Annotated in this window: 20 protein-coding genes; 16 read left to right on the top strand and 4 right to left on the bottom strand. The window is 66.5% G+C overall.

The annotated features are described in order from the left end of the window. Nucleotides 1–34 precede the first annotated feature (34 nt). The 4 genes from OU995_RS09415 (at nt 35) to OU995_RS09430 (ending at nt 4,561) form a co-directional block, all read left to right on the top strand. Nucleotides 35–1,072, top strand: a complete 1,038-nt coding sequence (locus OU995_RS09415; protein WP_267835259.1) for a GGDEF domain-containing protein — start codon at nt 35–37, stop codon at nt 1,070–1,072. A gap of 291 nt (nt 1,073–1,363) precedes the next feature. Further along, nucleotides 1,364–2,824, top strand: coding sequence for a CHASE3 domain-containing protein (locus OU995_RS09420; RefSeq protein ID WP_267835260.1), 1,461 nt, complete (start codon nt 1,364–1,366; stop codon nt 2,822–2,824). Beyond that, nucleotides 2,805–3,443: a response regulator transcription factor gene (locus OU995_RS09425; protein WP_267835261.1), complete on the top strand. Its 639-nt coding sequence runs from the start codon at nt 2,805–2,807 to the stop codon at nt 3,441–3,443. The genes OU995_RS09420 and OU995_RS09425 overlap by 20 nt, the downstream gene beginning before the upstream one ends. Nucleotides 3,444–3,676: 233 nt before the next feature. Then, on the top strand, nt 3,677–4,561 hold the full coding sequence (locus OU995_RS09430) for a diguanylate cyclase domain-containing protein (protein WP_267835262.1): 885 nt from the start codon (nt 3,677–3,679) through the stop codon (nt 4,559–4,561). Nucleotides 4,562–4,598: 37 nt separating this feature from the next. Here OU995_RS09430 and OU995_RS09435 read toward each other — a convergent pair whose 3' ends face one another. Then, a complete protein-coding gene (locus tag OU995_RS09435; protein WP_267835263.1) occupies nt 4,599–6,107 on the bottom strand; it encodes a cryptochrome/photolyase family protein in 1,509 nt (502 codons plus the stop codon). Nucleotides 6,108–6,140: 33 nt separating this feature from the next. Between OU995_RS09435 and OU995_RS09440 the strand changes: the two genes are divergently transcribed. The 7 genes from OU995_RS09440 to OU995_RS09470 all read left to right on the top strand — a co-directional run bounded on the left by OU995_RS09440 (nt 6,141) and on the right by OU995_RS09470 (nt 11,736). Then, nucleotides 6,141–6,719 carry a YqgE/AlgH family protein gene (locus OU995_RS09440; RefSeq protein ID WP_267835264.1) on the top strand — a complete coding sequence of 193 codons (579 nt, stop codon included), beginning with the start codon at nt 6,141–6,143 and terminating at the stop codon, nt 6,717–6,719. 191 nt (nt 6,720–6,910) lie between these two features. Continuing rightward, nucleotides 6,911–7,306 (top strand): Holliday junction resolvase RuvX, encoded by a 396-nt coding sequence (gene ruvX / locus OU995_RS09445; protein WP_267835265.1) that lies wholly within the window; start codon nt 6,911–6,913, stop codon nt 7,304–7,306. Then, a complete protein-coding gene (gene pyrR / locus OU995_RS09450; protein WP_267835266.1) occupies nt 7,303–7,797 on the top strand; it encodes a bifunctional pyr operon transcriptional regulator/uracil phosphoribosyltransferase PyrR in 495 nt (164 codons plus the stop codon). Before ruvX ends, pyrR begins: the two co-directional genes overlap by 4 nt. Nucleotides 7,798–7,799: 2 nt before the next feature. Next, a complete protein-coding gene (locus OU995_RS09455) occupies nt 7,800–8,762 on the top strand; it encodes an aspartate carbamoyltransferase catalytic subunit (protein WP_267835267.1) in 963 nt (320 codons plus the stop codon). 19 nt (nt 8,763–8,781) lie between these two features. Then, on the top strand, nt 8,782–10,104 hold the full coding sequence (locus tag OU995_RS09460; RefSeq protein WP_267835268.1) for a dihydroorotase: 1,323 nt from the start codon (nt 8,782–8,784) through the stop codon (nt 10,102–10,104). Continuing rightward, a complete protein-coding gene (locus tag OU995_RS09465) occupies nt 10,104–10,841 on the top strand; it encodes a lysophospholipid acyltransferase family protein (protein WP_267835269.1) in 738 nt (245 codons plus the stop codon). The genes OU995_RS09460 and OU995_RS09465 overlap by 1 nt, the downstream gene beginning before the upstream one ends. 22 nt (nt 10,842–10,863) lie before the next feature. Then, on the top strand, nt 10,864–11,736 hold the full coding sequence (locus tag OU995_RS09470; protein ID WP_267835270.1) for a ribose-phosphate diphosphokinase: 873 nt from the start codon (nt 10,864–10,866) through the stop codon (nt 11,734–11,736). Between the two features lie 51 nt (nt 11,737–11,787). On the opposite strand, the gene gpmA is transcribed toward OU995_RS09470, so the two are convergent. Next, nucleotides 11,788–12,531 (bottom strand): 2,3-diphosphoglycerate-dependent phosphoglycerate mutase, encoded by a 744-nt coding sequence (gpmA, locus tag OU995_RS09475; RefSeq protein ID WP_267835271.1) that lies wholly within the window; start codon nt 12,529–12,531, stop codon nt 11,788–11,790. Nucleotides 12,532–12,792: 261 nt separating this feature from the next. On the opposite strand from gpmA, the gene OU995_RS09480 reads away from it, so the two are divergent. The 4 genes from OU995_RS09480 (at nt 12,793) to OU995_RS09495 (ending at nt 15,530) form a co-directional block, all read left to right on the top strand. After that, nucleotides 12,793–13,209: a rhodanese-like domain-containing protein gene (locus OU995_RS09480; protein ID WP_267835272.1), complete on the top strand. Its 417-nt coding sequence runs from the start codon at nt 12,793–12,795 to the stop codon at nt 13,207–13,209. 57 nt (nt 13,210–13,266) lie between these two features. Then, a complete protein-coding gene (gene grxC, locus OU995_RS09485; RefSeq protein WP_267835273.1) occupies nt 13,267–13,524 on the top strand; it encodes a glutaredoxin 3 in 258 nt (85 codons plus the stop codon). Nucleotides 13,525–13,943: 419 nt separating this feature from the next. Continuing rightward, nucleotides 13,944–14,405, top strand: a complete 462-nt coding sequence (secB, locus tag OU995_RS09490; protein ID WP_267835274.1) for a protein-export chaperone SecB — start codon at nt 13,944–13,946, stop codon at nt 14,403–14,405. Nucleotides 14,406–14,519: 114 nt separating this feature from the next. Then, complete coding sequence (locus OU995_RS09495) at nt 14,520–15,530, top strand: NAD(P)H-dependent glycerol-3-phosphate dehydrogenase (RefSeq protein WP_267836225.1); 1,011 nt, start codon at nt 14,520–14,522, stop codon at nt 15,528–15,530. A gap of 136 nt (nt 15,531–15,666) precedes the next feature. Here OU995_RS09495 and OU995_RS09500 read toward each other — a convergent pair whose 3' ends face one another. Further along, entirely contained in the window at nt 15,667–16,137 is a 471-nt protein-coding gene (locus OU995_RS09500; RefSeq protein ID WP_267836226.1) for a tRNA (cytidine(34)-2'-O)-methyltransferase, read from the bottom strand. A 173-nt stretch (nt 16,138–16,310) separates the two neighbouring features. Beyond that, on the bottom strand, nt 16,311–16,649 hold the full coding sequence (locus OU995_RS09505) for a ComF family protein (protein ID WP_267835275.1): 339 nt from the start codon (nt 16,647–16,649) through the stop codon (nt 16,311–16,313). A gap of 831 nt (nt 16,650–17,480) precedes the next feature. On the opposite strand from OU995_RS09505, the gene OU995_RS09510 reads away from it, so the two are divergent. Next, nucleotides 17,481–18,398, top strand: a complete 918-nt coding sequence (locus OU995_RS09510; protein ID WP_267835276.1) for a biotin synthase — start codon at nt 17,481–17,483, stop codon at nt 18,396–18,398. Nucleotides 18,399–18,690 lie beyond the last annotated feature (292 nt).

Below are 18,690 nucleotides of genomic sequence, written 5' to 3' on the forward strand. Positions count from 1 at the left end.
CGCCCGACGAATGGGCGTGGATTGAAACAGCGCCATGCCTCAGGTCGTTGATCACCTTGCGGAGCTCACCGGTTTTCGTGACCGTGACGTCATGGACGTCACACTGGTCACGGCACTCCGGGATCTCCTTGAAACCCCGGCCTCGGTGGCGATCTACCGGAGCGTGGGAGAGCCCGGCCAGCAACGCTGGCTGACCCGGGCCCGCCTGCGTGCTGAAGACACTGTTGCCACCGCCGACTCGGTCTGGGTCGACCCCGAAACGCTGCCCCGTCTGGAAGATCTGCCGCGCCGGCATCAGTGCCTGAAGGAACGCGCCATCCTGCAGGACCGCGACCACAAGCAGTGGGTGACCTACTTCCCCTTGGCCACCGAACGCGACGTCATCGGTGTGCTGGAACTGCAGACCGGCAGCCGTCCGCGGCCGTCCGCACAGCGCCTGGTCACCAGCGTGCTGCGCATTTATCACAACTTCCAGGGGCTGCTGGATTACAGCGAGCGCGACACCCTCACCGGCCTGCTCAATCGCAAGACCTTCGACGAGAGTTTCCTCAAAGCCGTCTCTGAGCTGCCGCTGCGGTCACCATCGTCCAGCCAGGAAGAACGCCGCCAGGTGGAAGTGCATCCGCAGTATTGGCTGGGCGTGCTGGACATTGACCATTTCAAATCGATCAATGACCGGTTCGGCCATTTGATTGGCGATGAAGTGTTGCTGCTGTTGTCCCGGCTCATGCGCAATACCTTCCGCTTCAATGACCTGCTTTATCGCTTTGGCGGCGAAGAATTCGTGGTGCTGATGCGCTGCGAAAACGAAGAGGACGCTGCTCACGCGTTTGAGCGTTTCCGCTACAACACCGAGCAATACGCCTTCCCGCAGGTGGGGCGCATCACGGTCAGCATTGGCTTCACGCAAATCCGTGCCGGGGATTCCCCCGCCGGGGCGTTTGAGCGGGCGGACAAGGCGGTCTATCACGCCAAGGGTGCCGGCCGGAATCAGGTGCAAAGCCATGCGGCGCTGATTGCGCAGGGGCAGATGTCCGAAGCCAATCACCTCAGCGACGTCGAGCTGTTCTGAGCCGCGTCTGCATGCCGGACAAGGTCCGGCGGCCTATTCTTCTCATTGCGCCCTCCCTTTCCCCTCCCTTTCCCCTCCCTTTCCCCCCATTTCGCGCCGATTTCCGATGACGGCGCCGCATGACGGGCTTGCATTTATGGCCGCCCGCCTCTAGCGTAGGGGGGGCACCAATCTGTGCGATTGGCGCGCAAGATGGTTGCTGGCCTGATGTCATGGCGATGCGTCGTCCAAGCGTCGTCCAAGGGCAGCGACTGCAGGGCCATTCAAGAGGGCCGAAAGGTCCCCACATGCATGCGTTTTCTGAGCTTCCCGGTGGCTGCGGGGCTGCTGCTGGCCGGTTGCGTGGCTTTTATCGCCACCGCCTACGGTGAATACAGAAGCCTGGGCGAATTGACCCGCCTGGAGAATGTGCGTGCCCATGCCTTGAGCACGCAGGCGCTGATCAGCCGCTTGAATCACCTGCTGGTGGACCTGGAAACCGGCCAGCGAGGTTTCCTCATCACAGGGGATGCCAGCTTCCTCGAACCCTACGATCATGGCCTGCGGGAACTGGACCCGCGTTATGGCGAGTTGAAGGCCGCCCTGCAAAGCTCCGGCGATGCGCAGGAGGCCGCCATTGCGCGGCTGGACCGCCTGATTGCCGACCGTCGGGTGCAACTGGCCCAGAATGTGGACAGCCGCTGGAAACAGGGCGAGGCCGCCATCCGCAATGTGCAGGCCTGGGTGGCCGGCAAGCAGTTGATGGACGAAATCCGCGGCGAGCTGGACCGGCTGGATGCGCTGCAGCAGCAGCGCATCAACGACATCGAGATCGAGGTCCGGGACCAGCAGGAGCAGACCGCCCTGCTGGCCCAGATCCTTCCCGTGGTGGGCGGGGCCCTGGTCGCCGCCGCGCTGGTGGCGCTCTGGCTGGAGCGGGAACGCCGCGACGAAGCGGAGCGGGCCCTGCGCGACAGTCATGCCCAGTTGGAAACGGTGGTGGGCCTGCGCACCCTGGCCTTGCGGGAAGCCCTGGACCGCATCCAGAGCTTCGCCGCCGAGCTGGACCGGAGTGTCGAAGGCGAACGCCGCCGGCTGGCGCGTGAGGTGCATGATCAGCTGGGCCAACTGGGGACGGCCAGCAAAATGCTGGTGATGTCGCTCACCCGCAAGATGACGCCGACCAAGGAGCCGATGCTGGACGAGTTGCTGGCGATTGCCGACGACGTCATCGGCGCGGCCCGGCGCATTGCCTCCAGCCTGCGCCCGCCGCTGCTGGATGACTTCGGTTTCGCAGCGGCCGTGCAGCATTACGCCCAGGGGCTGGAACGACAGTCCGGCCTGGTCGTCACGCTGGACCTGGCGACCGATGAAGGATTGGATGTCGAGCAGCACAACCAGTTGTTCCGTCTGCTGCAGGAGGCCGCCACCAACGTGCTGCGGCATGCGAAGGCGCAGCATCTGGTGATCGAGTCACGCCTTGAAGGGAACGACTATTGCCTGCGTATCCAGGATGATGGCGTGGGGCCCGGACATGTCCGGGCCGACGCGTGCGGGTTGAGAAACATGCACGAGCGCGCCGTGCTGGCGGGGGGCGACATGGCGTTCGGCCCGGCCCCCGGGCAGGGAACACGGGTGGAAGTGCGCGTGCCGTTGAAAGCGGCGGTTCAGACGTCGGCGTTAAGCTCGTTGCCAGCGCCGGGCGCCACCGCCACGTCCAGAACTGATGCCATTGAGAGCGAGGAGGGTTGGGATGAGGTTTCTGATCGTTGATGACCATCCGATCATGCGGCTGGGGGTCAAGCAGCTGATCCATGCCCATTGGCCTGAGGCCCAGATTGATGAAGCGCCCACCATTGCAGAGGCGCTGCAACTCGGCCAGGCCCATGCGCCGTCGGCCATTGTGCTGGACCTGTCCCTGCCGGACGCCACCGGCACCGAAGGCGCCAGCCGCATTCTTCGCGCCATCAAGGGCGTGCCGGTGCTGGTGCTCAGCCTGAATGCCGAATCCGCCTATGCGGCGCGGCTGCTGCAGATGGGCGTGTCCGGCTATCTGCCCAAGGACAAGGCCACCGACGAACTGGTGCAGGCCCTGCAGCGCCTGCTGGCCGGCGGGCGTTATGTCACCGCCGCCATGGCGGACCACCTGCTGGGGCTGCTCAGCGGCCATGCGCCCAACCAATTGCCGCATGAACAGCTGTCCGCCCAGGAGCATCGGGTGATGCTGTTGATTGCCGCCGGCAAGACCCCGGCAGAGATTGCCGAGACCATGCACCTGTCGGCCAAGACGGTGGGCACCTACCGTGCACGCATCCTGGAAAAAACGGGTTGGCGCAACAACACCGAACTGACCAAATACTGTCTTCAGCAGGGGTTGACCGACGCGACCTGAAGACCCCGTGCGGCCAAGCGCACGACAGGTCCCGGCAACGGCCTGGACCTGCGGCGCCGACGTGTTTGTCACCGAACTACCGCTACCCTGACGCTGTAGGTCATTTCAGTACATCCGCTGCGGCGAGCGTCCGACATCCGCATGCGTGGGCTGCTTCTGACCGATCCCGTGCGGCGGGCCCAAGATGTGGTCCATGCCGTTTAACCAGGAACGGCGCCAGATGAAAGCGTCCCATGGATATCTTCCTCGTCGAGGACTCTGCCGCGATTCGACGACTGTTGGCGGCCCGGCTCGACACCCTGCCGGGTGCCCGTGTGGTCGGCGAGGCCGAAGGGGCGCCGCAGGCGATTGCGCTGATCGACTGGCTGCAACCCGCCACGGTGCTGCTGGACATGAACCTCGCCATCGGTACCGGGCTGGATGTGCTGCGTGCCCTGCGCGGCCGCGGCTACCAGGGACGCATCCTGATGCTCAGCCATCAGCCGGCCGAGGTGTATCACGATCTCTGCATCAAGGCGGGCGCTGATGGTTTTTATGACAAGGGCACCGGGCTGGAGACCTTGTTTGCGGATCTGGAAGAGCTGCTGCAGAGTGAGCGGGTCAGTGGCAAGCAGACCCATGTGTCGCCGCTGCTGCGGGACACGGTGACCGGCCTGCTCGGCCAGGTGGCCCTGCTGGAGCGGCTGGACCAGGTGCTGCGCCTGCTGCGCTCCAACCCGCAACCGGTGGCCGTTGCTGTGGTGGTGCTGCGAGGCTTGCAGGCGTTGATGCAGTCCCATGGACCGGCGGCCACAGCGCCGATGCTGGTGGAACTGGGGCAGCGGCTGAAGAGCTGCACCGGCGAGAACGACCTGCTGGCCCGCCACGCCGACGAGCAGTTCGCCCTGGTGGTCACGCGGGTGGAACACGCCGATGCCGCTGAGGCGCTGGCCCGGCGGCTGGAGGAAGCCCTGCGTCATCCGTTCCAGCTGGCAGGGCGCCCGCTGGTGCTGCACAACTCGGTGGGGGTGGCCAACTATCCCCGCGACGCCATCAGCGCGCGAGGGCTGCTGACCCTGGCCGAATGCCGCGCCCATGGGCAATGCCTGCCGTCGGACGGCAGCGTGGTGGTGCACTGAGCGGAGCGCCCGCGCCCCCGCAGGCTCCCGCCAGGTGTCAGGCCTCGGCAGCGTCGCCAGGCAGCTGCCGGTCCTTGACGACCGAATACCGGTCCAGCGTGGCCACGCGGGCCACGTCATGCCGCACGATGGGTTCGGGATAGTCCCGACCCAGCGCCACGCCACAGGCCTGCAGTTCCACCGGCCTTGCCGTCCACGGTGCATGAATCAGCTTGGGCGGCAGCCTGGCCAGTGCCGGCAGGTAGCGTTTGATGAACTTGCCGTCGGCATCGAATTTCTCGCTCTGGCTCACCGGGTTGAAGATGCGGAAGTAGGGCTGGGCATCACAGCCGCTCGATGCGGCCCACTGCCAGCCGCCGTTGTTGGCCGCCAGGTCAAAGTCCAGCAGTTGCCGGGCGAAATACTGTTCCCCCCAGCGCCAGTCGATGCCCAGGTCCTTGATCAGGAAGCTGGCCGTCACCATGCGCAGCCGGTTGTGCATGTAGCCGGTGTCGTTGAGCTGCTTCATGGCCGCGTCCACGATCGGGTAGCCGGTCCGGCCTTCACACCAGGCGTTGAACAAGGCCTCGGCGTCCGGCCCGGTCTCCCAGCAGATCCGGTCGTATTCGGGCCGGAAGGCGCGCTCCACCACATGCGGATGGTGGTGCATCACCTGATGATAAAAATCCCGCCAAACCAGCTCGGACAACCAGGTCTGCGCGCCTTCATCGCCCTTGTTGGCGCGGGCCCAGGCCTCGCGCGCAGCCTGACGGATGGACAGCGTGCCAAAACGCAGATGCACGCTCAGGTAGCTGGGGCCCTTGACCGCTGGGAAGTCCCGCTGCTCGTCATAGCGGTCGATGCGGGTGAGGAAGTCCTTGAAGAGGCGCTGGGCGCCATCGCTGCCCTCCAGCAAGGTGGGGTTGATGTCCACTGGCTGGAAGCCGATGTCCTTCAAGGTGGGGATGTGCCGGTGCGGCGTTGGGGCCAGCCGGGCCGCATACCGGTGTACCGGATAGGCACTGAGATAAAAGTCGGTGACCGTCTTGAGCCAGTTGTTCTTGTAGGGTGTGAAGACCCCATACGGCTGCCGGCTCCCGGTCAGGATCTCGGAACGCTCGAAGATGACATGGTCCTTGAAACTGTGGACCGCCACCCCCCGCGCCCGCAGAGCCTCGCCCACGGCCGCATCGCGCTGCAGAGCCTGCGGCTCATCGTCATGGTTGACATAGACCGCACCCGCGCCGAGTTCGGCCACCAGCGCCGGCAGTTCCTGCCCGGCACGGCCGTGGCGCACGATCAGCCCGGCGCCGTGGGCCAGCCGGTGCAGATCGGCATCGAGCACGCGCAGCGCGTCCAGGATGAAGGCGACACGGCGGTCGGCCCGTGGGAGCAGGTCCAGGATGTCGGTGTCCAGCACAAAGCCGCAATACACCCGCTCGTGCCGCCGGAGCGCGTGATAGAGCGCCGCATGGTCTTCGGCCCGCAGATCCCTGCGAAACCAGACGAGGGCGGTGTTCGGATCAGGGGCGGCGGTCGAGGCGCTGGTGGAAGAAGCGTTCGTCATGGACGGGGAGTGTCGGTGAAATAGAATGCCCGCATGTCCAAGGACCGCATCGATCTGACCAACCAGTTCCTGATCGCCATGCCGGGCATGGTGGACGAGACCTTTGCCGGGTCGGTGGTCTACCTGTGCGAGCACAACGAAAAGGGCGCCCTCGGGCTGGTCATCAACAAGCCGATTTCATTGACCCTGGGCAACCTGTTCGAGAAGGTCGAACTGGAGTTGCCGGATGAGTCCATGGCGGCACGGCCGGTGTTTTACGGCGGCCCGGTGCAGACCGAACGCGGTTTTGTGCTGCACGAGCCGCTGGACGCGCAGGGCAATCACTACAACGCAACGCTGGCAGTGCCCGGCGGGCTGGAGATGACCACCAGCCGGGATGTGCTGGAGGCGCTCTCCAATGGCGCCGGCCCGAAGCGCGTGCTGATCACGCTGGGCTACAGCGGATGGGCGGCCGGGCAGCTGGAAGAAGAGCTGGGCCGCAACGGCTGGATCACGGTGGATGCTGCGCCGGAGATCATCTTCGAAACCCCGATCGAGGAGCGCTACGAAAAGGCGCTGGCCCTGCTGGGCATCGATCCCCGCATGCTGAGTCAACAAACTGGGCATGCGTAGATGTGGGCCCCCCAGTCGCTGCGCTCCTGCCCCCGAGGGGCGCCGCCTGGTGGACTGGCGGAGCCAGATCCACGGGCGTGGCTGGGTGGAGCCCCCCAGTCGCTGCGCTCCTGCCCCCGAGGGGCGCCGCGCGGTGGGCTGGCGGAGCCAGTGGAGTTTGGCCAGCTCCAGGGGGCTTGGGGGGCGGTGGGATGAGTGAGGGGCGGGCAGTGTCGGTGTTGGGGTTTGACTTCGGGACAAAACGGATCGGGGTGGCGATAGGGAATCGGCTGTTGGGTACCGCGCGAGGCTTGCGGACCGTGACCGAGCAGGGCGATGCAAAGTTCGCGGCCATCACCCAGCTGATCAAGGAGTGGCAGCCCGATGCACTGGTGGTCGGCGTGCCCAGACATCCGGATGGCCAACCCCATGACATGACACAGAGAGCCCTGAAATTTGCAGGGCAGCTGCGCGGGCGCTTTCGCCTCGCCGTGATCGAAGTCGATGAACGCTATACCAGCGCCGAAGCCCAGGCTCAAGGCGCTCGCGATCTGGATGCCGCCAGCGCAGCCCTGATCCTCGAACAATATTTCCGGGAACATCCATGAGTACTCTTCATCTCGACGCACAAGCGCTCTACGCCGACCTGCGCCGCGGCGTGCAACGCCTGTTGCAGCCCCAGGCCGTGCTCGTCGGTATCTGGTCCGGCGGCGCCTGGCTGGCCGAACAGCTTCAGCAGGACCTGCAACTGGAAGGCCAGCACGGCGTGATCTCCAGCGCCCTGCATCGCGACGATTTCGGCTCCAAGGGCATGAGCGCCACCACCGACCACACCCGCCTGCCCTTCGATATCAACGACCGCCACATCGTGCTGATCGACGATGTGCTCTATACCGGCCGCACCACCCGCGCCGTCATCAATGAGCTGTTTGACTTCGGCCGCCCCGCCAGCGTCACCCTGGCCGTGCTGGTGGACCGCGGTGGCCGCCAGTTGCCGATCGAGCCAGCCTTCTCCGCCGCCCGCGTCGCCCTGGCCCCCGAGCAACGCCTGCGCCTGGCCAAGGCCACCGATGGCCGCTTCAGCTTTGACGTGAAATGACCATGCTGAGTAAACGAAACCCCCAACTGAACAAGCACGGCGAGCTGGTCCACCTGCTCTCCACCGAGGGGCTGCCCCGCGCGATCATCCATCAGATCCTGGATACCGCTGGCACCTTCCTGTCGGTGAATGACCGGGAAGTGAAGAAGGTGCCGCTGCTGCGCGGCAAGTCAGTGTTCAACCTGTTCTTCGAGAACAGCACCCGCACCCGCACTACCTTCGAGATCGCCGCCAAACGCCTGTCGGCCGATGTGATCAACCTGGACATCGCCCGCTCCAGCACCGCCAAGGGCGAGACCCTGCTGGATACCGTGGCCAACCTGTCCGCCATGCATGCCGACATGTTTGTGGTGCGCCATAGCGAGTCCGGCGCCCCCTACCTCATCGCCCAGCACTGCGCGCCGCATGTGCATGTGGTGAATGCCGGCGATGGCCGTCATGCCCACCCCACCCAGGGGCTGCTGGACATGTACACCATCCGCCACTACAAGAAAGACTTCACCCAGCTCACCGTCGCCATCGTCGGCGACATCGTGCATTCACGGGTGGCCCGCTCCGACATCCATGCGCTCAACATCCTGGGCGTGCCCGAGATCCGCGCCGTCGGCCCCAAGACGCTGGTGCCCGGCGACCTGAAGGACATGGGCGTGCGCGTGTGCCACGACATGGCCGAAGGTGTGCGGGATGCCGACGTGATCATCATGCTGCGGCTGCAGAACGAGCGCATGAGCGGCGCGATGCTGCCCAGCGCCGGTGAGTACTTCAAGAGCTTCGGCCTGACACCCGACAAGCTGGCACTGGCCAAGCCGGATGCCATCGTGATGCACCCGGGCCCGATCAACCGGGGCGTGGAGATTTCGTCGAGCGTGGCCGACGGACAGCACAGCGTGATCCTGCCGCAGGTCACGTTCGGCATTGCGGTGCGGATGGCCGTGATGTCCATCCTGGCCGGCAACGAGGCCTGACAAGAGGCTGGAGCACTGTATGAAGATCCTGATTCAAAACGGACGCCTGCTGGACCCCGCCTCGGGCCTGGACCAGACCGGTGACCTGGCCATCGCCTCGGGCCGCATCGTGGGCGTGGGCAGCGTGGGCGACTTCACTGCCGATCGCGTGATCGACGCCACCGGTCTGGTGGTGGCCCCCGGCCTGGTGGACCTGGCCGCCCGCCTGCGCGAACCCGGCCATGAGCACGAAGGTCTGCTGGAAAGCGAACTGGCCGCTGCGGCGGCCGGTGGCGTCACCAGCCTGGTCTGCCCGCCCGATACCGATCCAGCCTTGGACGAACCCGGCCTGGTGGAGATGCTGAAGTTCCGCGCCCGCAAGCTCAGCCGCTGCCGGTTGTTCCCGCTGGGCGCCATCACCCGCGGACTGGCCGGTGAAACACTGACCGAAATGGCCGAGCTGACCGAGGCCGGTTGCGTGGGGTTCTCCCAGGCCGCCGAACCCATCCGCAACACCCTGACCCTGCAGCGGGCCATGCAATATGCCGCCAGCTTCGGTTACGCGCTGTGGCTGCATCCGCGCGACCCGTGGCTGAGCGGCGGTGTCGCCGCCAGCGGCGCCGTGGCCACCCGCCTGGGCCTGTCAGGTGAGCCGGTGGCCGCCGAAACCGTGGCGCTGCACACCATTCTGGAACTGGTGCGGGCCACCGGTGCCCGGGTGCATCTGTGCCGCATCAGCAGCGCCGCCGGCGTGGATCTGGTGCGCCGGGCCAAGCAGGAAGGGCTGCCGGTGACCGCCGACGTGTCGATCAATTCGCTGCATCTGACCGATGTGGACATCGGCTACTTCAATCCGGCCTTCCGCCTGCAGCCGCCGCTGCGCCAGCAACGCGACCGCGACGCGCTGCGCCAGGCCTTGGCCGACGGCACGCTGGATGCGCTGGTGAGCGACCACAACCCGGTCTCCACCGATGAGAAGCATCTGCCGTTCGCCGAGGCCACGCCCGGCGCCACGGGCCTGGAATTGCTGCTGAGCCTGGCGCTGCGCTGGGCCCAGGACGAAAAGCTGCCGCTGTCCCGCGCGCTGGATGTGATCACTGCCCGTCCGGTGAAGGTGCTGGGCCAGGCGCTCGGTTCGCTCGCCGCCAGCGCCGGCCGGCTGGTGGAGGGCGGGGTGGGGGACGTCTGCGTCTTCGACCCGGCCGCCTCCGGCGCCGTCACTCCGGAGCGCCTGGTGAGCCAGGGCAAGCACACGCCGTTTGCCTTTGACATCACTGGTTTTGAGCTGCCCGGCCAGGTGCGCTTTACGCTGGTGGCCGGCACGGTGGCCTATGAGTCCCTGGTTACGGAGGCTGTGGCCTGATGCGGGCCGTGGTGGCCGCCGGGCGCGTGGCCCGGATGGTGGCGCATATCGTTCACGGCCTGTGGATCGTGAACACGCGCTGGAAGGGCCTGGATGCGGCGGAGCGCCATCGCTACGTCGGCTGGTGGTCGGCCAAGCTGCTGCGGGTGCTGGGTGTGGGCCTGGATGCCGCCATCACCCCGCAGACCACCGCGCGGCTGATCACCGCCAACCACATCTCCTGGCTGGACATCGCCGCCATGCATGCGGTGCTGCCGCAAGCCCGGTTCGTCTCCAAGTCCGACATCAAGCATTGGCCGCTGGTGGGAGGCCTGGCCACGGCGGTGGGTACGCTCTACATCGAGCGCGCCAGCAAGCGTGACGCATTGCGGGTGGTGCACCAGACCGCCGAGGCATTGCAGCGCGGTGAAACCGTGGCGGTGTTTCCGGAAGGCACCACCGGGGCGGGGTATCCCTTGCTGCCGCTGCATGCCAACCTGCTGCAGGCTGCCATCAGCGTCAATGCGCCGCTGCAACCCGTGGTGCTGCGCTGGTATCAGCCCGGCCACCCCTACAGCCCGGCTGCCAGCTACATCGGCCAGATGACGTTGATGCAGAGCCTGTGGCGCATCCTGACCGCCCGCGACCTGTCGGTGCGGGTCGAAACCTTGCCCCTGATCGAGACCCATGGCCAGGAGCGCCGTGCGTTGGCGGAGGTGCTGAGTCAGCGCCTGTCGGCCGCGCTGCCCAAGCCCTGAGCCCGGATCAAGGAAGCTCCCCATGCTGCTGGCCTTCGATGACGAACAGGTTCTGGCCCAGCGCCTCGCCGCTGAGCTGCAATGCCCGCTGGCCCTGATCACTCGCCACCGCTTCCCCGATGGGGAGGTGCGCCTCGTGCTGCCCAAGCCGCTGCCGCCGCAGGTCTGGCTGCTGCGCGGCCTGCAGCATCAGCCCAATGACCGGCTGGTGGAGTTGCTGATCGCGGCGCCCGCGGCCCGGGCCTGGGGCGCAAGGCAACTGGTTTTGGTGGCCCCCTACCTGGCCTACATGCGGCAGGACATGGAATTCACGCCGGGTGAGGCGGTCAGTCAGCGGCACATTGCCGCCCTCCTGGCGACCCAGTTCGACCGGGTGGTGACGGTGGACCCCCATCTGCATCGCATCAACAGCCTGGATGAGGTCATGCCGCCCGGGGTGGGTACGGCCCTCTCCGCTGCCAGCCTGCTGGGCCGGTGGATCGCGGCGCAGGGGCCTGGCGCCTTGCTGGTGGGGCCGGACGAGGAATCGGGCCAATGGGTGGCAGAGGCCGCCCGTGCCGCAGGCCTGGACCATGCGGTGGGCCGCAAGGTTCGCCATGGTGACACCCAGGTGCAACTCGCTTTCCCCGACGTGGCGGTGGCGGGCCGACCGGTGGTGTTGCTGGACGACATGGCCTCCACCGGCCGCACCCTCATCGGCGCGGCCCGGGAGGCGTTGGCGCGTGGGGCCGTGTCGGTGGACGTGGCGGTGACCCATGCGTTGTTCAACGGCGACGCCCTGCCGGCGCTGCAGGCGGCTGGCATTCGCCACGTCTGGAGCAGCAATGCGATTCCCCATGCCAGCAACGCGGTGTGCATAGCGCCACTGGTCGCAGCCGCACTGCGCGAGCGGTGAGGGTGCCGGGTCACACCGACAGCGACCGGGGAATCGATCCTTGAATGCGGCTCAGGCCTTGCCTTGGCTGGCGACGGCTGCAGCGGCCTTGGCGGCGGCTTCGGCGTCGCCCAGGTAATAGCTCTTGATGGGCTTGAGGTCGGCGTCCAGTTCGTAAACCAGCGGAATGCCGTTGGGAATGTTCACGCCCACAATTGCGTCGTCGGCGATGTTGTCCAGATATTTCACCAGGGCCCGAATGCTGTTGCCGTGGGCTGCAATCAGCACGCGCTGACCCGACTTGATGGCGGGAGCGATCTGTTCATTCCAATAGGGCAGCACACGCGCGACCGTGTCCTTGAGGCATTCGGTCAGCGGAATCTGGGCGGGGTCGAGACCGGCATAGCGGATGTCGCCACGCTCGCTGCGCGGGTCGGTGGCTTCCAGGGCTGGCGGCGGCGTGTCGTAGCTGCGGCGCCAGACCAGCACCTGCTCGTCACCGTACTGCTTGGCCATATCGGCCTTGTTGAGGCCCTGCAGGGCGCCGTAGTGGCGCTCGTTCAGGCGCCAGCTGTGACGCACGGGCAGCCACTGGCGGTCCATCTGGTCCAGGCAATGCCACAGCGTCCAGATGGCGCGCTTGAGCACTGAGGTGTGGGCGACATCAAAGTCCAGGCCGGCTTCCTTGAGCAGGCGGCCGGCCTGTTGCGCCTGGGCGACCCCGGTGGCGGTGAGATCCACATCGGTCCAGCCGGTGAATCGGTTCTCGAGGTTCCAGGTGGATTCGCCGTGGCGAATGAGCACGAGCTTGTACATGGTGGATCTGTGAAGTTTTGCCGGTCTCCGGCGGGGCTGCGCGGATTCTAGAGGCAGCCCTTTGGCGCGGCGGGATCCAGAAGGTTTTTGAAGGACCGACATCCGGTTCGTGCGGGACGAAAGGCTGGGAGCGGGGAGCGAGTCGTTGCTCGGCGCCTGCCGGATCGGTGGCTGCCAGGCGTTGCATGCTGGGGCTGTCGGGAGGGACGTGGCGGCAGGCTGAAACCTATAATCTGCGGTTTTCATTGGTTGGGCCTGGCTTTGAAATTCCTGATCGACAACTGGTATCTGGTGCTGACGGCGGTGATTTCCGGCGGCTTGCTGCTGTGGACGTCGCTGCGCGGCAAGTCTGCGGGCGTGACCACTACGGAAGCGGTGCGGCTGCTCAACCGTGAGAAGGGTGTGCTCATTGACGTGAGCGAGCCTGAAGAATTTGCGCAGGGTCATGCGGTGGGGGCGCGCAATGTGCCGCTGAAGCTGCTCAGCACGGGTGAACCTGTCAAGCAACTGCCCACCAACAAAGCCCTGCCGCTGGTGCTGATGTGCAAGACTGGCGCACGTGCGGGCCGTGCGGCTGGCATGCTTCGTCAACAGGGCTACACGCAAGTGGTGGCCGTGGCCGGTGGTTTGGCTGCCTGGCGGGAGGCGAGCCTGCCGGTGGAGAAGTCCGCAGCCTGACGGGGCGGGTGACCGGAACGCCGCAACGAGGTTGCAAGTCAAGTTTGGAGGTAGGCGATGCGCGCCGTGAAGATGTACACCACTCAGGTCTGCCCGTACTGTGTGCGGGCCAAGTCCTTGCTGAAGCAGCGAGGCGTGGACGAGATTGAGGAGATCCGTGTGGATCTGGACCCATCGCAGCGGGACACGATGATCCAGATCACGGGTCGCCGCACGGTGCCGCAGATTTTCATTGGTGACACGCACGTTGGCGGCTGCGACGACCTCATCGCCCTCGACCAGCGCGGCGCCCTCCAGTCCCTCCTGCAAGGCTAACGCCCGCCCCCACAAAGGCCCCGCCCACCACCCAAGGGCGGCCGCTCAACCTCCACCACCGCGCCAGTCGCCTTGCCGCCCGCCCCCAGCAGAGTCTGGAGATCCGGCTTTGCCGGGCTCCGACTGCCCCCCGGGGGGCGCGCGAAGCGCGTAGGGGGGAGACAAAATTAATTTGCCGCCCGCCCCCAGCAGAGTCTGGAGATCCGGCTTTGCCGGGCTCCGACTGCCCCCCCGGGGGGCGCGCGAAGCGCGTAGGGGGGAGACAAAATCAATTTGCCGCCCGCCCCCAGCAGAGTCTGGAGATCCGGCTTTGCCGGGCTCCGACTGCCCCCCGGGGGGCGCGCGAAGCGCGTAGGGGGGGGCCATGTAATAATGGTTCACGGCCCGCGCCTGCGGGCTTTCCCATTTTTGGAAGAAGCATGGCCGACGACAACAGCACCCCCGTGTTCCAAATTCAGCGCATGTACCTGAAGGACCTGTCGCTGGAGCAGCCCAATGCCCCGCAGATCCTGCTGGAGCAGGCGCAACCGCAAGTTGACATCAAGCTGGCCCTGTCCGCCGAGCCGGTCGCCGAAGGCCTGTTCGAAGTGAGCGTGACCGGCACCGTCACCACCACGGTGCAGGACAAGACCCTGTTCCTGATCGAAGCCAAGCAGGCCGGTATCTTCGAGATCCGCAATGTGCCGCAAGATCAGCTGGAAGGCATCCTGGCCATCGTGTGCCCGCAGATGATCTACCCCTACCTGCGCGCCATCGTGTCCGACGTCTGCACCCGTGCCGGCTTCCCGCCCGTGCTGCTGACCGAAGTCAACTTCCAGGCCATGTTCGAAGCCCAGCAGGCTCAAGCCCTGGGCGCCAGCGGAGAATCCGCTCCCAACTGAGCGGCCTCCCTCTGATGCACGCCGGCCCCCGCGGAAGCGTCCGCCCGGCCGGCGTCGTTGTTTTTTCAGGTCTCTGACATCCTCTTGTCATCCATGTCCGATCCCATCTCGCGCATGAAGATCAGTGTGCTGGGCGCTGGCGCCTGGGGCACGGCGCTGGCCATTGCCGCGAGCGCGCGGCACGAGGTGCTGCTGTGGGCGCGCGATGCGGCCGGCGTCACCGCCATGCGGGCCGACCACCGCAACGCGCGCTATCTGCCCGACTCCCCACTGCCTGAGTCTCTCGGTCTGACCGACGACCTGTCCGCCGCGCTGGCGCATGGGCAGCATGGCCTGGTTGTCATTGCCACGCCAATGGCCGCCTTGCGCGGCATGCTGGCGACGTTGCCCGCCGGGGCACGCTGCCTGTGGTTGTGCAAGGGCTTCGAAGCGGGCACGGGCCTCCTTGGCCATGAGATCGCCCGCGAGGTGGTGCCGCATCTGGCCACCGGTGTGTTGTCCGGCCCGAGCTTTGCGCAGGAAGTGGCCGCCGGTCAGCCGACCGCGCTGGTGTCTGCGTCCGAAGACGCGGCGCTGGCCCAGCTTGGGGTTCACGCGTTTCACAGCGAACGCCTGCGCGTGTATTCGTCCGCCGACCCGGTGGGGGTGGAAGTGGGCGGCGCTGTCAAGAACGTGATGGCGATTGCGGTGGGCATTGCCGATGGTCTGCGCCTGGCTGCGGAACTGATGGGACGCAAGGGCCCCGGCCTCAACGCCCGCGCGGCGCTCATCACGCGTGGCCTGGCCGAGATGCAGCGTCTGGCGCTGGCCCTGGGCGCGCAGCCGGAAACCCTGCTGGGCCTGGCCGGTCTGGGCGATCTGGTGCTGACGGCCACCGGAGATCTCTCCCGCAACCGGCGTGTCGGCCTGCTGCTGGCCGAGGGCCTGGACCTGGAAGCCATCCTGCAACGCCTCGGCCATGTGGCGGAGGGCGTCTACAGCGCCCCCACCGTGCTGGCACGGGCGCGTTCCCTGGGTGTGGACATGCCAATCACCGCCGCTGTTGTGGACGTGCTGGAAGGTCGGTTGGATACCCATGGCGCCATGGAAGCGCTGATGGGACGGCAGGCCAAGGCTGAGTGGTGAAGGCCGAGGGGTGAAGGCTGGATGTCGGGCCCGGATCTTGGGCCCGGCGGGTGAGGCTTTCCGATCAGACCGCCGTGGACAGTGCCCTTACCCCCGGACGACTCCACCTGTGGCGCCAGTGGCCTGGGATGCTGCCCTAGACACCGTCCAGATAACCGTTCTGCCGCCAGCCCTCGAAGACCGCCACCGCCACCGCATTGCTGAGATTCAGGCTGCGCTGGCCCGCCCGCATCGGCAGGCGGACCCGCTGCTCCAGCGGGAATTGCTCCCGCAGTTCGGGCGGCAGGCCGGCGGTTTCACAGCCAAAGACCAGATAGTCCCCGGCGCGCAGCGCCACTTCCGGCAACAGCCGGCTGCCGCGCGTGGTGAAGGCCAGCAGCCTTGTCATGTCCGGCTGCTCGGCCTGCAGGAAGGTGGCCCAGTTTGCATGGCGCATCACCGGGGCGTATTCGTGATAGTCCAGGCCTGCGCGCTGCAGCAAGCGGTCTTCCATTGAAAACCCCAGCGGCTCGATCAGATGCAGCCGGCAGCCGGTATTGGCCGCCAGACGGATGACATTGCCGGTGTTGGGCGGAATTTCCGGATGCACCAGCACGATATTGAACATGGGAACCATGACCTTCTTGGGTGACCGTCGGCGCCGTCCGGTGGGGACGACGGCGTCTGCGGTCGGGCTTCATTCAATGTTGGGGTCTGCCGCCGCAGCGCGGACCAGACCGGATGGCGGCGCGTGCCGACATCCGCGCACTGGCCGCCCCCGGCTGTAGCCGCCCCGTTGATTCACGGGGTGCGTGCCACCACCCAGGCCTGCACCGACGCTGCGCCAGCGCGCTGCAAGGTGGCGGCGGCCTCGAACAGGGTGGCGCCACTGGTCATCACATCATCCACCAGCGCCACATGCAAACCCTGGACAGGCCGCACCACACCAAAGGCCTGGCGCAGATTGGCGCGGCGCTCGGCCAGCGGAAGATCCGACTGACGCAGGGTATGACGCAGACGAATCAGGGTCTGGGCACACAAGCGGTATTGTCGCTGCCCGGGCAGGTGCCGCGCGATTTCCAGGCTTTGATTGAAGCCCCGTTCCTTCAGCCGAGCGGCGGACAAGGGAATGGGCAGCACCAGGTCGGCTGCTTGCGGGGCACCGGGCCCCCTTGCTTCGACTGCCGGGCCGGTTGCTTGTAAGTGAGCCCGGGCTAACGCCGCACCCATGACCTGGCCGAGCAGCGGTAGGGCCTCCAGCCTCCCGTGGAACTTCAGGCTTTGCAGGAGATGGTCCCAGGGAAACGCGTAATCGAGGGCCACCACACAGCGATGAAGGGGAGGGGGCTTGACCAGGCAGCGGCCGCAGCGCCAGGTTGAAGGGTTGGCCTGATGGCAGGGAGGCGGGGAGGGAGGAAGGGAGTGGGGGAGCCTCAAAACGAGCCCGCAGAGTGTGCATCGCGGGCGAACATCGCCGTGTATCCAGGCTTGGCAGGCGTCGCAGCAGCGGCCTCGACACCATTGGCGGCAAAGCAGGCATTGCCCTGGAAGTCCGGCGTTGATGATTGCGGCAATCTGGCTGGCGATCTGTGCAGGGCGTCCCGCCAATGGCGACGTCACTGCCGGCCCATTTGCCAGTTGGACGGCCCGCTGCCCGTCCCGTTTCACGGCCCGTTCCACCAGCGGCATCAGCGGCGGTTTCAACGGCGGTTTCAACGGCGGCTCCACGTGCGGTTCCGCCGTTGGCGTCATGGTCGCCTCCCCAGTTGCCGCCCCGGTTGCTTCTGCGGCCGCGTCCCCGGCCACCCCGCCGACGCTCTCGTCGGCCGATATCCCGTCTGATATCCCGACCGAGTTCCCCCCGCTCCCAGGGGCCCCCCCGGCGCCCACCCGCCACCGCCGCCACAGGCTGTGCGACGGCAAACTCCAGCGCCGGGTGCGGTCTCCCATGGCCCCCTACAATCCCGCCCCATGAGTGGGAATGAGGCCATGCCGCCAGGCACACAGCAGATTGATGCAGCGGCGGCACGGCGGCAACGCCGTCGTCTGGCTTTGGCGGACCAGCCCCCCTGGCTGCATCAGGAAGTGGCCCAGCGGATGCTGGACCGCCTTCCGGTGATCAAGCTCCAGCCTGCCCAGGTGTTGCAGCGACGTCCCTCCCTGGGGGGAGGCGATGCCGGGTTGCGACAACAATATCCCCAAGCTGTGCAGCAATGGTGCGAACCGGACGAAACCGTGCGTGCCCATTGGCAGCAACGCTTGCGGCGCGGCTGGATGCAGTTGATGATGGATCGCCTGCGCGGCGGCAGCTCGCCCGACGTGGTGGGTCAGGCCCCATTGGGTGCGGCGCAATTGCTGTGGTCCAACATGGAACTGCATGCAGAATCCGACAAACCGGGCCTGATCCGCGAGTGGCATGACGCGCTGGCGGTGGACGGATTTTTGATGTTCTCGTGCTTCGGCCCGGACAGCTTCATCGAGCTGCGGCCCCTGTACGAGCGCGAAGCTTGGGGTGTGCCCACGCCGGAATGGGTGGACATGCATGACCTGGGTGACATGCTGGTGCATGCCGGTTTTGCCGACCCGGTGATGGATCAGGAGCATCTGCGGCTGACCTGGGGAACGCCGCAAGCCCTGCTGGCGGACCTGCGGGCGCTGGGGGGCAATGTGTCGGTCTTGCGGGCCTCGGGCCTGCGAGGCCGGGCCTGGCGAGACCGCCTGCTCGGCGCGCTGGAGTCGCTGCGGGGGCCGGACGGCCGTTTGGGCCTGAGCGTGGAGCTGGTGTATGGGCATGCGTTCAAGCCGCAACCGCGTTTGAAGGTGGCGGCCCAGACCGAGGTGCCGCTGGATCAGATGCGCGCCATGATTCGAGGGCCAGGCAAGCACTGACCCCACAGAATGGGGCGGCCATGGGCCGCCAACAACGCCTTGATTTGGGTCAAGCGTTGCGGACAGCGTCACACAAGGGCGCTCTGAGGGTAATCCTGGGCGGTTGACGCCCTCGGTGGCAGTCATAGTCCAGCTTTGGTGCACGGTGCTCCGTGGGTGAAAGCGCGGACAGGGCCGAAAAGGGGCGTGGGATAAAATCTGCCCCCGACTGGAGTACGTCTGCTGGCCCCTGAGGATTTCGCCATTCGACACCGCCTGGTGGAGACCCGGGTGACGAGAGCTTGAGAAAGAC

The organism is Roseateles sp. SL47, from assembly GCF_026625885.1.
Taxonomy (GTDB): domain Bacteria; phylum Pseudomonadota; class Gammaproteobacteria; order Burkholderiales; family Burkholderiaceae_C; genus Roseateles.

Coding starts and splice junctions, on each gene's coding strand:
- OU995_RS09415 (WP_267835259.1), top strand. CDS start 35: ATGCCTCAGGTCGTTGATCACCTTGCGGAGCTCACCGGTTTTCGTGAC.
- OU995_RS09420 (WP_267835260.1), top strand. CDS start 1,364: ATGCGTTTTCTGAGCTTCCCGGTGGCTGCGGGGCTGCTGCTGGCCGGT.
- OU995_RS09425 (WP_267835261.1), top strand. CDS start 2,805: ATGAGGTTTCTGATCGTTGATGACCATCCGATCATGCGGCTGGGGGTC.
- OU995_RS09430 (WP_267835262.1), top strand. CDS start 3,677: ATGGATATCTTCCTCGTCGAGGACTCTGCCGCGATTCGACGACTGTTG.
- OU995_RS09435 (WP_267835263.1), bottom strand. CDS start 6,107: ATGACGAACGCTTCTTCCACCAGCGCCTCGACCGCCGCCCCTGATCCG.
- OU995_RS09440 (WP_267835264.1), top strand. CDS start 6,141: ATGTCCAAGGACCGCATCGATCTGACCAACCAGTTCCTGATCGCCATG.
- ruvX (WP_267835265.1), top strand. CDS start 6,911: ATGAGTGAGGGGCGGGCAGTGTCGGTGTTGGGGTTTGACTTCGGGACA.
- pyrR (WP_267835266.1), top strand. CDS start 7,303: ATGAGTACTCTTCATCTCGACGCACAAGCGCTCTACGCCGACCTGCGC.
- OU995_RS09455 (WP_267835267.1), top strand. CDS start 7,800: ATGCTGAGTAAACGAAACCCCCAACTGAACAAGCACGGCGAGCTGGTC.
- OU995_RS09460 (WP_267835268.1), top strand. CDS start 8,782: ATGAAGATCCTGATTCAAAACGGACGCCTGCTGGACCCCGCCTCGGGC.
- OU995_RS09465 (WP_267835269.1), top strand. CDS start 10,104: ATGCGGGCCGTGGTGGCCGCCGGGCGCGTGGCCCGGATGGTGGCGCAT.
- OU995_RS09470 (WP_267835270.1), top strand. CDS start 10,864: ATGCTGCTGGCCTTCGATGACGAACAGGTTCTGGCCCAGCGCCTCGCC.
- gpmA (WP_267835271.1), bottom strand. CDS start 12,531: ATGTACAAGCTCGTGCTCATTCGCCACGGCGAATCCACCTGGAACCTC.
- grxC (WP_267835273.1), top strand. CDS start 13,267: ATGCGCGCCGTGAAGATGTACACCACTCAGGTCTGCCCGTACTGTGTG.
- secB (WP_267835274.1), top strand. CDS start 13,944: ATGGCCGACGACAACAGCACCCCCGTGTTCCAAATTCAGCGCATGTAC.
- OU995_RS09495 (WP_267836225.1), top strand. CDS start 14,520: ATGAAGATCAGTGTGCTGGGCGCTGGCGCCTGGGGCACGGCGCTGGCC.
- OU995_RS09500 (WP_267836226.1), bottom strand. CDS start 16,137: ATGTTCAATATCGTGCTGGTGCATCCGGAAATTCCGCCCAACACCGGC.
- OU995_RS09510 (WP_267835276.1), top strand. CDS start 17,481: ATGAGTGGGAATGAGGCCATGCCGCCAGGCACACAGCAGATTGATGCA.